This window comes from Rhodospirillaceae bacterium (assembly GCA_018662005.1).
In the GTDB taxonomy this organism is placed as follows: domain Bacteria; phylum Pseudomonadota; class Alphaproteobacteria; order Rhodospirillales; family JABHCV01; genus JACNJU01.
Map to the genome: position 1 here is coordinate 102,375 of JABJHA010000004.1, position 14,359 is coordinate 116,733.

A 14,359-nucleotide genomic window follows, 5' to 3' on the forward strand; every position below is an offset into this window, starting at 1 on the left:
CGAATTAGTTTCTAGATTGGTTATATTCAGGGAACCGTTATCAATTAGAACTTGATTTCATTCATGTCTACCAACGGCTCAAATTTAACCAATCTTGACGCCATTCGCGACAGGATTGCCAATAGCGTCCTAATCGCGCTTTCATTCATTGTGCCTCCAGCCCTGATTGCCAGTCTGATGCGAATTCCGTCCATCGGTTGGCAGCCGGTCATGGTATTTCATATTGTCGCTGCAATTATTTTGATCTGCGCAACCCTGTTCCGGAATTCGATTACTTACAATGTTCGCGGCATAATCATTGTCGGTATTATTTTTCTGGTCGGAATTGGCGGGTTACTGAATTTTGCTCTTAATGGCGCAGGGGTTCCTGGGCTTATGGCTTCGTGCATTTTTGCCGCGGTTCTGTTCGGTACACGTGGCGGGCTTGTTGTCCTGTTGCTGGGGTTCCTTTCAATTGCAGTGATTGGCATGGCTTATTCGAGTGAGGCCATTACCTTGCATTTCGATTCAAACATTTACAATGTTCAACTTCGGTCTTGGCTGACAACCCTGCTTGGTTTTGCCCTATTTAGCGGCGGCGCGGTGGCGACAGTGATTGGACTCAACAAGGCACTGATGGGGATAATCAGAGCCAATGAGGACAATCTCTCGCAACTCGGGATTCAGGTGAAGGAAAGATCCAGATCCTTGACAGACGAAATCAGGGAAAGAGAAAAGGCCGAGCAAAACTTTCACTTGAGCGAGGAAAGGTACCATAAGATCATTGACGCCCAGACCGAACTAATTACGACGTTCACGCCAGACGGTACATTTACCTTTGTTAGCGATTCCTATTGCCGGTATGCCGGCAAACGCAAAGAAGACCTTCTCGGTCGCTCCCTGTACGAGCCCGTGCCGGAAGCGGAGGTTGAGTCCCTGAAGGAATATTTTACCTCTTTTTCACGGCAACATCCGAACAAAACGAATGAAAACCAGTTGCTATCCGGCGAAGGTGATTTGCGCTACTACGAGTGGTCCAATTCGGCGACGTTCGATGAAAATGACGAAATAATCGAGATTCAATCAGTCGGTCGCGATGTTACGGAACGCAAGGAAGTCGAAATCTTGAAATCGGAATTTATTTCTTTGGTCAGCCATGAACTGAGAACCCCATTAACATCCATTATGGGATCTATCAGCCTTATTGAAGGAGGGGCGCTGGGAAAAGTTCCCGAAAAAATGACCGATCTGCTCGCCATCGCCAAAGGCAACTCCGAAAGACTGATTAGCATTGTTAACGATATTCTCGATTTTGAAAAACTACAATCCGGCGGTATGGACTTTAACTTTAGGGAAATTGATCTGGTTGAATTGGTTGAAAAGGCCGTCACTTTAAACCACGGCTATGCCGATCAGTGTGGCGTCCGTTTCGTGATGGCCGAAACGACAGAAGAGTTCATTGTCAAAGCTGACAGTGAAAGACTGGAGCAGGTGGTATCAAACCTTCTATCCAATGCTGCGAAGTTTTCTGCAAAGGGCTCCGATGTCCATGTATCCGTACACAATAGGGACGGACAAGCCAGGGTAGAGGTCTCAGACACTGGAATTGGCATATCCGAGAAATTCAAAGATACAATTTTCGATCGGTTTAGCCAGGCTGATACCGGCGACAAACGGGCCGTTAAAGGGACTGGATTGGGGTTGAGTATTTCGAGGGCGATCATTGAGTGTCACGATGGGAATATTGACTTTGACTCCTGTGTTGGGGAAGGAACGACCTTCCACTTCACCCTTCCCATCGTCGTCTCTACGGATCATGAAAACGGCAATCAGACCCATGAGACCTAAATGATCGCTCTTCGACAGAATTTCCGTGCTCTATTTTACCGCTTGGAATATTTCCTTATGGCTAATAGCAGACCTATTCAGAGGCTGAATAATATGTCCGCCTTAAGAGGGCAAAGCAGGTTTAATTTTTAATCAAAAAATAGACAGGGGAGCCCCAAAAACAAAGCCCCCGGAGGCTATCCCCCGAGGGCTTTGGATGGAGCGGGCGATGAGATTCGAACTCACGACCTAAACCTTGGCAAGGTTTCGCTCTACCCCTGAGCTACGCCCGCATTTGTGTTGCGGTGGGGGATAATACTTAAAGCAGTGGGCTTTGCAAGCCCCATCATGACAGACACCAAAAAGGGGGGCTGGTCAGGACCTGCACGCGGTCTTATGATCGCCGCCATGGACGCCACATCAGAGACCATCCTCAAGCGATTGGAAGACTTGGGTATTGCTTCCCAAACCCACACCCACGTGCCGGTTTTCACGGTTGAGGAATCCCAGGCCCATTGCAGCCACCTTCCCGGCGGTCATTGCAAAAACCTGTTTCTAAAAGACAAAAAGGGGGCGTTATGGCTTGTTGTCACACTTGATGAGCGGCCCATCAACATGAAAGAGCTGCGCCACAAAATTGGCGCGCATCATCTATCATTTGGTAAGCCCGATCTGTTACGCGATGTTTTGGGCGTCGAGCCGGGGTCGGTCACACCGTTTGCCTTGATAAACGATAACGAGCACCAAGTTCGGGTTGTCCTTGATAAGGAGATGATGGCCATGGATTTGCTTAACTATCACCCCCTGATCAACACCATGACAACGGCCATTAGCCCCAATGATCTGCTGACCTTTATCCGTGACACCGGCCACGAACCCGATCTGGTCGAGCTTTAATAATGCCTTGCCCCTTGCGGCAGCGAAAGAAAGCCGCCATTTATGTGGCGCACTACCGGTTTATGACTTTAAGTGAAAGCGGCGAGAACGATGATTATCGAAGAAGACGGCACCCCAGTAAATAGCGCCCCCGCAGCTGGCGAGCTGATCAAGAACAGTGATGTCTCCACTTTTGTGGTTGATGTAGTTGAGCAATCCAAAACCGTGCCGGTGATTGTCAATTTCAGCTCACCGCGTAGCGAGCCTTGCATACAGCTAACCGCGACGCTGGAAAAACTGGTCAGCCTGGGCGGTGGCATCGTCAAGATGGTCAATGTCAATGTCGATGAAAATCAGCAACTGGCTGCCCAGTTGCAGGTGCAGACGGCGCCAACGGTTTTCGGATTTAAACACGGTCAGCCCATCGACGCCTTTGCCGGGGCCCAGCCCGAAAGTCAGGTCAAAGCCTTTATCAAACGCCTGACCGGTGACGTCAAGGCGCCCATCGAAGAGGCGCTTGAACAAGCCAAGGCGCTGCTTGATGACGGAGCGCCCGAACAGGCCAGCGCCATTTACGCGCAAGTCCTCGCCCAGGAACAATCCAGCGGCCCCGCCATTGCCGGTCTGATCCGTTGCTACCTTGCCGCAGGCGAGCTCGAGCACGCCAAATCCCTTATTGAAGGGCTAGAAGAAGCGACCCTCAAAGACGGCGACGTTCAGGCCGCCATGACGGCTTTGGAGTTGGCCGAAGATGGCGGCGCGGGTGGTGACACTGAAGAATTCCAGGCAAAGCTTTCGGCAAACGAGAATGATCATCAGGCCCGCTTCGATCTTGCCCTAAGCCTGTATGGCAGTGGCAAAGCAGAAGAAGCGCTTGAGCAATTGCTTGAAATCATCCGCCGGGATCGCGCCTGGAATGACGACGCGGCACGCCAACAGATGCTGAAGATTTTTGAAGCCCTGGGCCATTCTGATCCGGTAACCGCCGAGGCCCGTCGCAATCTTTCAACGGTACTGTTCTCATGAGAAAGGTCTTGCAGTCATGACCGGCACCTATGGGGATTTGGGGATCAGCGTCTTTCCTGATGTCATCGCCCTGTTTCCTTTAAGCGGCGCCTTGTTGCTGCCGCACGGCCACTTGCCTCTTAATATTTTCGAGCCACGTTATCTGAGCATGGTTGAAGATGCCTTGGGTAACGGACGCGTCATTGGCATGGTGCAACCGCAAGGCGTTTGCGCCGACCCTGTTCCGGACAACGCCCCGCTTTATCCAATCGGCTGCGCCGGGCGCGTTGTCTCCTTCGAGGAAACCGAAACCGGGCATCTGTTTATCGCCCTGCGCGGCCTTTGCCGCTTTCACATTGATAGCGAGCTTGCCCTGCAGCAGGGCTACCGCCGGGCCCAGGTCGATTACAGCGCCTTTGCCGCCGACATCCGCGAGGACGAAGGGACTATTCCTGATCGCCCGCGCCTGATTGGCGCGGTCCGGCAGTTTTTTGAACTGAAGGATATTGAAGTCGACTGGCAAGCCATTGAAGAAGCCAGCGATGAGACCCTGGTTACCTCGCTGGCCATGATCTGTCCACTGGCATCCAGTGAAAAGCAGGCGCTGCTGGAAACCCCGGGTTTATCAGAGCGCGGTGAATTGCTATCATCATTGATGGAGATGGCCCTGCTTGAAGATAGCGATCAGGCCGGGCTGTTTCGTCATTAATTTCTTTAGTCCAGGGCCTTATATTCTTTTTTTGACACCCTATATAAACGGATCAAAACCATGACCCAGCGTACCGTCGATGCCAAGTTGCTTGAAATTCTGGTCTGCCCCTTAACCAAGGGGCCGCTGACCTATGACGAGCAAGCCCAGGAATTGATTAGCGAGGGGGCCAAACTGGCTTATCCCATTCGCGATGGCATTCCGATCATGCTGGTTGATGAGGCCCGTGAGTTATCGTAACCCCGCCCTTTTTTCAGGACCCCGTTTTTAAATGAGTGACTACAGTCAGCAACACAAGCCCACCGAAATTCGCCTGAAATCCAAAGAAAAAATCCTCGAGCTGGATTTTGAAGATGGTGCAACTTTTTCCCTGCCCGCTGAATTGCTCAGGGTCGAAAGCCCGTCAGCTGAGGTTCAGGGCCATAGCCCGTCGCAAAAGCAGGTCGTCGCTGGCCGCCGTCATGTCGGCATCATGGGCGTTGAACCAGTCGGTAACTACGCCATTACCATCAAGTTCGATGACCTGCACGACACCGGCATCTACACTTGGGACGCCCTGTACGCCTTTGGCGAAAATCAGCAGGCGATCTGGGAAGGTTATTTAAGCGAATTGGAGTCAAAAGGTTTAAGTCGCGATCCTTAATAGTTCGCCCCTCTTTAAGGATCATGCCCCTCAGTCGCCGGGCGCTCACTCCGCTCGCTTGGCTGGGCCTCTGGAAGTCAAGATTCAAATGGCAACAGGAGCCATTTCCTGTTGCTTGGAAACCTGGTTCCCGCACTTTTTTCTTCAAGCCCGCGACTGCGGGCCGCCGCTTATGCGGCGAGCCAAGGGGTCGGAGACCCCGCCCGGCGCCTGAGGGGCCAATCTTAAAGCTCCTCCCCGCGCATCAATCTTGGCAAATCGCCTGCCAATCCCATGGCGTGCTCCATAAACACCTTCTTTAAGGGCGGCATCCTGTTGACGGCAGCGAGCCCCAGATCGCGGGCTAGCCTCACCGGCATGACATCGTTGGAGAACAGCCTGTTGAGGACATCGGTCATGGCCAGCATCAGGGTATTGTCGAAGCGCCGCCAGCGCTCATAAGACTCCAGTACAGTACCGGCACCGGGATCAAGACCCAGACGTCCGGCATCGGTCAGAACCTCGGCCAGCACCGCCACATCACGAAGCCCCATGTTCAGGCCCTGCCCGGCGATCGGGTGCATGGCGTGGGAGGCGTCACCTGCCAGCACCAACCGGTGGTCGGTGGCCTGCTCGGCGTATTGCAGGGACAGGGGATAGGCCCAGCGCGGCCCGACGACCTCGAGCTTGCCCAGAAAATCGCCAAACCGGTCTTTAAGTTCCGCCAGGAAAGCATCATCATCCAGGGCCACCAGTCCGGGCGCCAGGTCTTCACGCTCGGTCCAGACGATGGAGGAGCGATTGTTCGGTAAGGGTAAAATGGCGAACGGGCCCGCGGGCAAGAAGCGTTCGTGGGCAACATTGTCATGTGAGTATTCGTGGGCGACGGTGCAGACGATCCCGGTTTGCCTGTAGGACCAGTTTGTCAGTGCGATCCCGGCCTGTTCGCGCGTTGGCGAGTTGCGGCCTTCCGCGCCAATAATCAACCGCGCCTTGATCTTGCGACCATCGGCCAGGGTAGCGCGCACATTTCCGGGGTTGCGCTCGACCACGTCAATGCGGGCAGGGGCCAGTAATGTAAGATTATCCAATTCGGTAAAGCGACGCGCCAGTGCCGTTCGGATCGTCCGGTTTTCAACCATATAGCCAAAGGCTTCAGCACCAACGTCTTGGCGGTCGTAGTGGAGGAAGAACAGCGAATCACCATCGGAAACACGAATTTCCTTTATTGCCGCGCTCGCCGCCTCCATTGAGGCCCACAGACCCAGACCCTCGAGGACCCGCTGCGAGGAAAGCGCAATTGCCGAGGCGCGGCCATCAAATGCGGCATCCAGGCCATCAGCAGGGTCTTGCGCATCAACGACAAGCACCGACAAACCGCCCATGGCCAGACCACAAGCAAGGGTACCGCCAACCAGACCGCCGCCAGCAATCAGCACGTCCGCTTGCAATTCCTGGCCGGTATCACTGCCTAACATTCTATTTCCTGCCTATGTTTGCATAAAATTTAAGCATAATTATATTTCGCCTAATAAATAGGCAAGTTTGCGTCTCTGCCGGTTCAGAAATACCCGTAAGTATACGCCTTAATGAATTGTTTTTAAACACTATTTACTCGAAATCACGATTCTGGCACGGACCTTGAAATAGAAGACCCTGAAACCACTGTGCAGGGCTTTTACCCCTTGCGCAAGGGAACTTACAAAGCAAGGCCCGCCAACCAGGTGGGGTCGCTAAACCAAATATAGGGATCAAGCGTTATGAAGCTGATCATGGCCGTTATCAAACCCTTCAAGCTCGACGATGTCCGCGAGGTCCTATCTGGTCTCGGCGTCGAGGGCATGACGGTAAGCGAAGTCAAAGGTTTTGGCAGGCAAAAAGGCCACGCCGAAATCTATCGCGGGGCAGAGTACACCGTCCACTTTCTGCCCAAGGTGAAACTGGAAATCGCCGTAGCCGACGAAATGGTCGAGAGCATTGTCGAGGCCATCAAATCAACTGCCGAAACCGGCAAAATCGGCGACGGCAAGATTTTCGTCTACGACATTTCTTCGGCGGTCCGCATCCGGACCGGCGAAACCGACAACGAAGCCCTGTAGGCAAAGGATTAATTCAATGGATATTCAAAAAAACAAAAGCCGCCTTGCTGCTGTTGCCGCGATGGCCGCAGTGGCCACCACGGGGTTAACACTCCTCACCACATCTTCAGCCACGGCCGGAGAGCTCTCCGAAACCCAGTATATTCTCAACACTTTCTCGTTTCTTGTTCACGGCTTTTTGGTGATGTTTATGGCCGCCGGTTTTGCGATGCTGGAATCCGGACTGGTGCGCTCCAAAAACACCGCCACCATCTGTCTTAAAAATATCGCCCTTTATTCAATCGCCGGGCTGACCTTTTACGTTGTCGGTTACAACCTGATGTACGCCGGTGTGGACGGCGGTTATATGGGTAGCTTTGCAATCTGGGGCGGTGACAACGCCGACGCCCTGGCCGGAAACTTCGACGGTGGTTACGCCGCAGAATCCGACTGGTTTTTCCAGATGGTGTTCGTCGCGACAGCCGCCTCGATCGTCTCTGGCACGTTGGCCGAGCGCATCAAGTTGTGGCCGTTTCTGGCCTTCGTCGTCATCCTGACCGCCATCATTTACCCGATCCAGGGAGCCTGGCAATGGGGCGGCGGCTGGCTGGCAGAAGCTGGCTTTTCCGATTTTGCCGGTTCGACACTGGTTCATTCCGTCGGCGGTTGGGCGGCGCTCACAGGCGCTCTCATCCTCGGCGCCCGTAAGGGCAAATACACGTCAGGCGGCATCCACCCGTTACCCGGCGCGAACCTGCCGTTGGCGACGCTTGGCACCTTCATCCTGTGGCTTGGCTGGTTCGGCTTTAACGGTGGCTCACAATTGGCGCTGGCCAGCGCGGCTGACGCCATCGCCATCTCGACCATCTACATCAACACCAACATTGCCGCCGTCGGTGGCGTCCTGGCGGCGATGGTCCTGACCCAGCTTGTCTACAAAAAGGTTGATCTGTCCATGGCCTTAAACGGCGCCATCGCCGGGCTGGTTTCGATCACCGCCGGTCCCGACAGCCCGGCCATGGGACAGGCGTTACTTATTGGCGCGGTTGGCGGCGCCCTAGTCGTCTTCCTGGTGCCGCTGCTTGACAAGTTCAAGATCGACGACGTGGTTGGCGCCATTCCAGCCCATCTGGGTGCCGGAATCTGGGGCACGCTGGCGGTACCGCTTACCAATGCCGATGCCAGTTTTACGGCCCAATTAACAGGCGTCATCGCCATCGGTGGTTTTGTTATCGTCTCCTCAACGCTCGCCTGGCTGGCGCTCAAGTTCAGCGTCGGTATCCGGGTCAGCGAAGAAGATGAAATGCTGGGTCTCGATCAGGCAGAACTGGGCATGGAGGCTTATCCGGAATTTGGCAGGGGTTCTCAGTCCCTCTGACCCCCCCCTGACCCTTCCAAGGAGCACATGGCCCGTAAGGTGTAAGCCTTGCGGGCCATGTTTTGCTTAAATTTTGCCCACGAGGCCGACAGTTGCTTTAATTTTCAGCAATTTTACCCGTTTCGACTTTGCAACGAAGCCTTCTGTTTTTGTACTTTTCCCTTGTCGGCCAAGGGCTATAGGGCTTTGCCTGCGTATTGGCACGGTTCTTGTAATCTTTGCGCGCACAATTGTAATTTAGGTTGACCAAATTTCCCGGGGAGAAGAAACTATGGAAGCGATCAAATCGGGTGCGGATGTTTTTTTCGTGCTCATCGGTGCGGTCATGGTGCTGGCGATGCACGCGGGTTTCGCATTTCTTGAAGTCGGCACCGTGCGGCGCAAGAATCAGGTAAACGCACTGGTTAAAATCATCGTCGATCTGGCGATGTCGACCGTTGTCTACTTTTTTATCGGTTACATGGTCGCCTACGGCGTCAACTTCATGTATAGCGCCAAGGATTTGATCGGTGGTGCGGGGGAAGGTTACGCCTTTGCCGCCAGCGGCTATGATCTTGTGAAATTCTTTTTCCTGATGACCTTTGCCGCAGCGATCCCGGCGATTATTTCCGGTGGCATCGCCGAGCGCGCCAAGTTCTGGCCGCAGCTGGCCGCCACCGCCATTATCGTCGGTATCGTTTACCCGACCTTCGAGGGCATGGTCTGGGGTTCCAAATTTGGCTTTCAGGATATGATTGCCGCCTCCTTCGGCTTCGGCTTCCACGATTTTGCCGGTTCCATCGTCGTCCACGCGGTTGGCGGCTGGATGGCGCTGGGCGCTGTCATTATGTTGGGGGCGCGCATGGGGCGTTACCGCAAGGATGGCCGGATGATCGGCATTCCGCCGTCAAGCATCCCCTTTCTTGCCCTCGGTTCGTGGATACTGTCCGTCGGCTGGTTCGGCTTTAATGTGATGAGTGCGCAAGGCCTTGAAGGCGCCAGCGGTCTGGTCGCCATGAATTCGCTCATGGCCATGGTCGGCGGCATCCTCGCCGCCGTCGTCGTCGGACGCAATGATCCGGGTTTTGTCCATAACGGAGCCCTGGCCGGCCTGGTCGCCGTTTGCGCCGGCTCCGACATCATGCATCCCGTCGGCGCGCTGTTTGTCGGGGCCGCCGCCGGGGCCTTATTTGTCTGGGGCTTTAACCAATGTCAGAGTCGCTGGAAAATTGACGATGTGCTTGGTGTCTGGCCCCTGCACGGCATGTGCGGCCTGTGGGGCGGTCTCGCTGCCGGTATCTTTGGCCTGGAAGCCTTCGGTGGTCTGGGCGGTGTCAGCTTCATGGCGCAATTAGTCGGCAGTCTTGTCGGTGTCGCTTTTGCCACCGTTGCCGGTTTTGTCATCTACGGTGGTCTGAAAGCCAGTATGGGCATTCGCCTGAGTGAGGAAGAGGAATTCCAGGGAGCCGACCTGTCCCTGCACCAGATTGGCGCTTATCCGGAGGATGACGTGAGGAGTTAGATTTTATCCACTCGGATACTAGGTTATTGTCCCCGCATGATAAATTCCCTGCTCGACAACCTGACCGACTACCCCTTCGATCGCCTGCGTGACCTGCTTGATCCCCTGTCGCCGCCTGCCGGGATAACCCCGCTGGCCTTGTCCATCGGCGAGCCCAAACACACCCCGCCGGGATTGATCGGGGAAACCCTAAGCGCCAGCAATGACCTGTGGGGCCGCTACCCGCCAATCGACGGAACCGCTGATTTTCGGGACGCCGTCGTCCAGTGGCTGGGCCGGCGCTACAATTTGGCCGATGGCTTTATTGATCCGGATTGTCAAATCCTGCCTGTCGTCGGTACTCGCGAGGCGCTTTATCTGATCGCCATGCTGGCCGTCGATAGCGTCCGAAAGGGGCCGCGCCCGGCGGTACTGTTTCCCAATCCGCTCTATCATGTCTATTCCGGGGCTGCTGAAATGTCGGGCGCTGAAGCCATCACCATGGCCGCCACCCGGGACAGCGGCTTCCTCCCCGACCTGGACGCCCTTGACCAGCAGACCTTAAGCCGTACGGCATTGATGACACTGTGCTCCCCAGCCAATCCGCAGGGCGCTGTCGCCGATGCCGCCTATCTTGAGCGCGCCATCTCCCTGGCCCGCAGGCATGATTTCGTGCTCGCCATCGATGAGTGCTATAGCGAAATTTACAGTGACCGTCCGCCACCTGGCGGGGCCGAAGTGTGCGCGAGCCTGGGCGGTATGGACAATGTCCTGATCTTCCATTCCCTATCCAAGCGTTCCAGCGCGCCGGGCCTGCGCTCCGGTTTTGTCGCTGGCGACGCAAGACTGATCAAGCGCTTCAAATATTTGCGCAGTTTCGCAGGCGCGACCATGCCCATGCCGATTATGGCCGCGTCGAGCGCTTTGTGGCGCGATGAGGCGCATGTCGAAGAAAACCGCGCCCTTTACCGACAAAAGTTTGATCTTGCCGATCAGCTTATCGGGGGCCGCTATGGCTACAAACGCCCGGCTGGCGGCTTTTTCCTGTGGCTCGATGTTTCTGTCCACGGCGGCGGCGAAGAAGCGGCCAAACGATTATGGGCGGAAGCGGGCTTAAGGGTGCTGCCCGGAGCTTATATATCGAGGACGGAGGCGGACGGAACCAGTCCCGGCGACGATTACATCCGCGTCGCCCTCGTCCACCCCCCCGATGTGACAAAAACGGCGCTTCAGGGAATTCTCAAGGTTCTGCGTTAAGGTCTTGTAAACATTGGTGTCGTAGAACTTAGGGTATGGCTAGAACCCTGACCAATACTGGCGCCGCGTCAATCCTGCCCGAAAGCGTAAGTGCTTTTTTAAGGCGGCGATTTAGCGAAATTATCGGCCTCGCCCTTTCCCTAAGCGGCCTGTTGATTTTCGCCGCCCTGATCTCGTACGCGCCGGGCGACCCTTCGTTCAACAGCGCATCGGATGGCGGGCCCGTAAACCTGCTTGGTTTGGGCGGCGCTTATATGGCCGACCTGTTATTGCAGTCGCTGGGGTTGACGGGCGCGGTCCCGGCACTGGTACTTGGCGTCTGGGGCATCCAGACCATGCGAAAAAATCCGCCCGGTCTGATTTGGGCGCGGATTTGTCTGTTCCTGTTCGCGCTTATCCTGATCTCAATGAGTTTGGACGCCCTGCCGACCCCCGGCGGCTGGCCGCTGGCGACGCGTCTTGGCGGGGTCATCGGATCCGTGTTGCTTGAACGCTCAGCCACCTTACTGAACGCCGCAGCCGCCGGTCTTGGTTTTAAAGCCGCCATTGAAGGCTGGATGCTGGGGTTATTCCTGGCCCTGCCCGCCACCGCTTCGCTTGTCACCGTGCTTGGCTTAAGCGCCGAGGAATGGCGACAGACGGGAAACTGGTTGCTAGGCACAACCTTGCGCGGCTGGCAGTTGCTGCGTCGCGGGGCACGCCGTCTGCTGCCCCTAGTGACCCCGCGCACCGCCACAGAACCTGCACCAACAACGACAAAGCGGGCCGCAGCAAGCCCGCGTGTGGAGCCAAAAAAATCAGCACCGCCAGCGGTTTCCCAAAAAGCGGCGAAACCAAAGGCCGGACGCAAGGCCGCCGCCAAGCGTCAACGCACCCTTGATCTTGTTCCCGGCGAAGAGTTTGAATTACCGCCTCACGATTTACTCGAATCACCGCCTGAAGCGACGGAAGCGACAAAGGTTAACAAGGACGCCCTGCAACAAAACGCCCGCTTGCTGGAAACGGTTCTCGATGATTTTGGCGTTCGCGGCGACATCATCAAGGTCCGCCCGGGTCCGGTTGTCACCCTGTACGAGCTTTCACCGGCACCCGGCACCAAGACATCCCGGGTTATTGGCCTGAGCGACGACATCGCCCGCTCCATGAGTGCCGTATCGGTGCGCGTCGCCGTCGTGCCGGGTCGCAATGTCATAGGCATTGAGCTACCTAATGTCGAACGCGAGATGGTTTACCAGCGCGAACTGCTGGCTTCTGATCCGTTTGAGCGCGCGCCCGGCAAGCTCAACCTGGCTTTGGGTAAAGACATCGGCGGCCTGCCGGTAACGGTTGATCTGGCCCGGATGCCGCACTTGCTGATCGCCGGCACCACCGGGTCGGGTAAATCCGTCGGCATCAATACGATGATCCTGTCCCTGCTTTACCAATTGCCGCCGGACCAATGTAAATTCATCATGATCGATCCGAAAATGTTGGAGCTTTCGGTTTACGAGGGCATTCCCCATCTGTTGACTCCGGTCGTCACCGAACCCTCGAAGGCGGTGATGGCACTGAAATGGGCGGTTCGGGAAATGGAAGAACGCTACCGCGCCATGTCGCAACTGGGCGTTCGTAACATTGCCGGATATAACGCCCGCCTGAGCGAGGCGACTAAAAAGGGCGAAACACTGACCCGGCGGGTGCAAACGGGCTTCGATACGGACGGCAAGCCGATCATGGAAGATCAACCCCTTTCAATGGACCCCTTGCCGTTTATTGTCGTGGTGATTGATGAAATGGCCGACCTGATGCTGGTTGCCGGCAAGGATGTAGAAGCCGCCGTTCAGCGTTTGGCGCAAATGGCCCGGGCCGCCGGTATCCATATGATCATGGCGACCCAACGCCCGTCGGTTGATGTTATCACCGGCACCATCAAGGCCAATTTCCCGACCCGTATCAGCTTCCAGGTGACGTCCAAAATCGACAGCCGGACCATTCTGGGTGAACAGGGCGCTGAACAACTGCTCGGCCAGGGCGACATGTTGTATATGGCGGGCGGCGGGCGGATCACCCGTGTCCACGGACCTTTTGTTTCCGACGAGGAAGTGGAGCATGTTGTCAGCTTCCTTAAAGCCCGGGGAACGCCTGAGTATCTGGATGACGTCACCGAAGAAATCGCCACCGAGAACATTGGCCTGAGCGGCTCCGGCAAACCTTCCGGCGATGAGCTTTACGATGAAGCGGTGGCCCTGATCGCCCGCGAAGGCAAGGCATCAACAAGTTTTATTCAACGTCACCTGCAAATAGGCTATAACCGGGCTGCCCGGATTATCGAACGCATGGAGAGTGAAGGCGTTGTCTCAAAAGCCAATCGTGTCGGCCGTCGCGAAGTCCTTATCGGGGAAGTCGGCGAAACCGTCCTATAAGTCCTTGTTTCTGAAATCTTTCGCCGTCGTTCTGCTGACCCTGTCGCTGGCAGGCAAGGCACCGGCTGAGGTCGCGCCTTTGGCCCTTAAGGGTGCCGACAAAAGTGATGTCCTGCGCGTTCAGAAATATTTAAACGGCCTTATCACTCTGAAATCGCGGTTCCTGCAAGCATCATCGACAGGCAATTTCGCCGAAGGGACCTTTTACCTGTCGCGTCCGGGAAAAATGCGCATCGAGTACGACCCGCCGGTCCAGTTCCTGATCGTCGCCGATGGCACCTGGTTGATTTATCACGACAAGGAACTGGAACAGATCACCCACATTCCCCTCGGCACGACTCCGGCCGATATCCTGGTCCAGGAAAACCTGTCCCTGCTTGCCGGAGAGCTGATTGTCACCAAGATTGAGCGTGGGCCGGGCATTATCGGTGTCACGCTGGTGCGCGAAGAGGACGACGGTGGCCAGTTGACATTAATTTTCAGCGACAAACCGCTACAGCTAAAAAAGTGGATTGTCCTTGATCCACAAGGGATCAAGACGTCCGTCTCGTTGTTATCGACCCAGCGTGATGTTTCTTTTGACCCGAAACTTTTCAACGTCAAGCTTAAGCACGGCACCTGGACTCCCGGTGATAAATAAGCCTTGAAGCGGCATCCGCATATCACCAAATAAGGAAAACGGGAGGAACCTCTCATCCCGCCGGGATGGCTCCCCTGCCATTCTGTAGGGCTCTGTTATTTAGAGA

13 protein-coding genes and 1 tRNA gene are annotated in these 14,359 nt (G+C 55.6%); 12 read left to right on the top strand and 2 right to left on the bottom strand.

What is annotated here, in order from left to right:
• Positions 1–63 precede the first annotated feature (63 nt).
• Complete coding sequence (locus HOL66_01740; protein ID MBT5242948.1) at positions 64–1,827, top strand: PAS domain-containing sensor histidine kinase; 1,764 nt, start codon at positions 64–66, stop codon at positions 1,825–1,827.
• Positions 1,828–2,024: 197 nt separating this feature from the next.
• Here HOL66_01740 and HOL66_01745 read toward each other — a convergent pair.
• Positions 2,025–2,099 (bottom strand) — tRNA-Gly (locus HOL66_01745).
• 115 nt (positions 2,100–2,214) lie between these two features.
• Here HOL66_01745 and HOL66_01750 point away from each other — a divergent pair.
• The 5 genes from HOL66_01750 to HOL66_01770 all read left to right on the top strand — a co-directional run bounded on the left by HOL66_01750 (position 2,215) and on the right by HOL66_01770 (position 5,039).
• The gene (locus tag HOL66_01750) at positions 2,215–2,703 is read left to right on the top strand and encodes a prolyl-tRNA synthetase associated domain-containing protein (GenBank protein MBT5242949.1); all 489 of its coding nucleotides are present in this window, start codon (positions 2,215–2,217) and stop codon (positions 2,701–2,703) included.
• 90 nt (positions 2,704–2,793) lie between these two features.
• The gene (locus tag HOL66_01755) at positions 2,794–3,708 is read left to right on the top strand and encodes a tetratricopeptide repeat protein (protein ID MBT5242950.1); all 915 of its coding nucleotides are present in this window, start codon (positions 2,794–2,796) and stop codon (positions 3,706–3,708) included.
• A gap of 16 nt (positions 3,709–3,724) precedes the next feature.
• Complete coding sequence (locus tag HOL66_01760) at positions 3,725–4,396, top strand: peptidase S16 (GenBank protein ID MBT5242951.1); 672 nt, start codon at positions 3,725–3,727, stop codon at positions 4,394–4,396.
• Positions 4,397–4,456: 60 nt separating this feature from the next.
• On the top strand, positions 4,457–4,636 hold the full coding sequence (locus HOL66_01765) for a Trm112 family protein (GenBank protein MBT5242952.1): 180 nt from the start codon (positions 4,457–4,459) through the stop codon (positions 4,634–4,636).
• Positions 4,637–4,667: 31 nt separating this feature from the next.
• Complete coding sequence (locus HOL66_01770) at positions 4,668–5,039, top strand: DUF971 domain-containing protein (GenBank protein ID MBT5242953.1); 372 nt, start codon at positions 4,668–4,670, stop codon at positions 5,037–5,039.
• 224 nt (positions 5,040–5,263) lie between these two features.
• On the opposite strand, the gene HOL66_01775 is transcribed toward HOL66_01770, so the two are convergent.
• Positions 5,264–6,496, bottom strand: coding sequence for a UbiH/UbiF/VisC/COQ6 family ubiquinone biosynthesis hydroxylase (locus HOL66_01775; GenBank protein MBT5242954.1), 1,233 nt, complete (start codon positions 6,494–6,496; stop codon positions 5,264–5,266).
• A 282-nt stretch (positions 6,497–6,778) separates the two neighbouring features.
• Here HOL66_01775 and HOL66_01780 point away from each other — a divergent pair, with 282 nt between their 5' ends.
• From HOL66_01780 to HOL66_01805, 6 genes are all read left to right on the top strand, one after another.
• A complete protein-coding gene (locus HOL66_01780) occupies positions 6,779–7,117 on the top strand; it encodes a P-II family nitrogen regulator (protein ID MBT5242955.1) in 339 nt (112 codons plus the stop codon).
• 16 nt (positions 7,118–7,133) lie between these two features.
• Positions 7,134–8,474: an ammonium transporter gene (locus HOL66_01785; protein ID MBT5242956.1), complete on the top strand. Its 1,341-nt coding sequence runs from the start codon at positions 7,134–7,136 to the stop codon at positions 8,472–8,474.
• A gap of 271 nt (positions 8,475–8,745) precedes the next feature.
• On the top strand, positions 8,746–9,975 hold the full coding sequence (locus HOL66_01790; GenBank protein ID MBT5242957.1) for an ammonium transporter: 1,230 nt from the start codon (positions 8,746–8,748) through the stop codon (positions 9,973–9,975).
• Positions 9,976–10,011: 36 nt separating this feature from the next.
• Positions 10,012–11,211 carry an aminotransferase class I/II-fold pyridoxal phosphate-dependent enzyme gene (locus HOL66_01795; GenBank protein ID MBT5242958.1) on the top strand — a complete coding sequence of 400 codons (1,200 nt, stop codon included), beginning with the start codon at positions 10,012–10,014 and terminating at the stop codon, positions 11,209–11,211.
• A gap of 35 nt (positions 11,212–11,246) precedes the next feature.
• A complete protein-coding gene (locus HOL66_01800; protein ID MBT5242959.1) occupies positions 11,247–13,613 on the top strand; it encodes a cell division protein FtsK in 2,367 nt (788 codons plus the stop codon).
• Entirely contained in the window at positions 13,561–14,253 is a 693-nt protein-coding gene (locus HOL66_01805; GenBank protein ID MBT5242960.1) for an outer membrane lipoprotein carrier protein LolA, read from the top strand. Before HOL66_01800 ends, HOL66_01805 begins: the two co-directional genes overlap by 53 nt.
• Positions 14,254–14,359: the final 106 nt, after the last annotated feature.

Coding starts and splice junctions, on each gene's coding strand:
- HOL66_01740 (MBT5242948.1), top strand. CDS start 64: ATGTCTACCAACGGCTCAAATTTAACCAATCTTGACGCCATTCGCGAC.
- HOL66_01800 (MBT5242959.1), top strand. CDS start 11,247: ATGGCTAGAACCCTGACCAATACTGGCGCCGCGTCAATCCTGCCCGAA.
- HOL66_01785 (MBT5242956.1), top strand. CDS start 7,134: ATGGATATTCAAAAAAACAAAAGCCGCCTTGCTGCTGTTGCCGCGATG.
- HOL66_01775 (MBT5242954.1), bottom strand. CDS start 6,496: ATGTTAGGCAGTGATACCGGCCAGGAATTGCAAGCGGACGTGCTGATT.
- HOL66_01795 (MBT5242958.1), top strand. CDS start 10,012: ATGATAAATTCCCTGCTCGACAACCTGACCGACTACCCCTTCGATCGC.
- HOL66_01755 (MBT5242950.1), top strand. CDS start 2,794: ATGATTATCGAAGAAGACGGCACCCCAGTAAATAGCGCCCCCGCAGCT.
- HOL66_01765 (MBT5242952.1), top strand. CDS start 4,457: ATGACCCAGCGTACCGTCGATGCCAAGTTGCTTGAAATTCTGGTCTGC.
- HOL66_01790 (MBT5242957.1), top strand. CDS start 8,746: ATGGAAGCGATCAAATCGGGTGCGGATGTTTTTTTCGTGCTCATCGGT.
- HOL66_01780 (MBT5242955.1), top strand. CDS start 6,779: ATGAAGCTGATCATGGCCGTTATCAAACCCTTCAAGCTCGACGATGTC.
- HOL66_01760 (MBT5242951.1), top strand. CDS start 3,725: ATGACCGGCACCTATGGGGATTTGGGGATCAGCGTCTTTCCTGATGTC.
- HOL66_01770 (MBT5242953.1), top strand. CDS start 4,668: ATGAGTGACTACAGTCAGCAACACAAGCCCACCGAAATTCGCCTGAAA.
- HOL66_01750 (MBT5242949.1), top strand. CDS start 2,215: ATGGACGCCACATCAGAGACCATCCTCAAGCGATTGGAAGACTTGGGT.